This window comes from Streptomyces sp. SID12501, from assembly GCF_010550245.1.
Classification (GTDB): Bacteria; Actinomycetota; Actinomycetes; order Streptomycetales; family Streptomycetaceae; genus Streptomyces.
The window spans coordinates 1-721 of sequence record NZ_JAAGLU010000188.1 but is presented as its reverse complement, the minus strand read 5'-3'; the positions used below and the strand labels follow the sequence as shown (position 1 = coordinate 721).

The following is a 721-nucleotide window of genomic DNA, read 5'->3' as shown; positions in this document are numbered from 1 at the left end:
TCGCTCGGTCACCGCCGTGCCCACATGCACAGGATGGTGCGCGGACACGCTACCGCGACGCCGGACACGCACCGGACACGCTAGCGCAAATCGGACAACCTCAATGCGATCCCACAGCGGCGGCACACCGGCGGGATCCCAGGAGCCGGGAACAACCCGCACCCCACCGGAGTTGAGCCCATCAGACTCAACTTCTCCCCGCTTCGACTTGTCGGACGGCCACCCACCGTCGCAGACTTGAGCCGGGCGGGCTCAAGACGTCGAGCACTCCACGCAGCAGGAGCCCGCGAGGTTCCGGAAGGAAGGCACGCACATGGCACGAGCAGTCGGCATCGACCTCGGCACCACCAACTCCGTGGTCGCCACCCTCGAGGGCGGCGAGCCCACGGTCATCGCGAACGCGGAGGGGTCGCGCACGACTCCGTCCGTGGTGGCGTTCTCCAAGACCGGCGAGGTGCTGGTCGGCGAGGTCGCCAAGCGCCAGGCCGTCACCAACGTCGACCGCACCATCTCGTCCGTCAAGCGCCACATGGGCACGGACTGGACGACCACGATCGACGACAAGAAGTACACCGCGCAGGAGATCAGCGCCCGCATCCTCGGCAAGCTCAAGCGTGACGCCGAGGCCTACCTGGGCGAGCCCGTCACCGACGCGGTCATCACCGTCCCGGCGTACTTCAACGACGCCGAGCGTCAGGCCACCAAGGACGCGGGCACCATC

At 68.0% G+C, this 721-nt stretch carries 1 protein-coding gene; it reads left to right on the top strand.

The window, feature by feature from the left end; translation table 11 throughout:
* Positions 1-313: 313 nt before the first annotated feature.
* Positions 314-721: Hsp70 family protein (locus G3I71_RS45150; RefSeq protein WP_164324715.1), on the top strand; the 408-nt coding region annotated here is incomplete at its 3' end.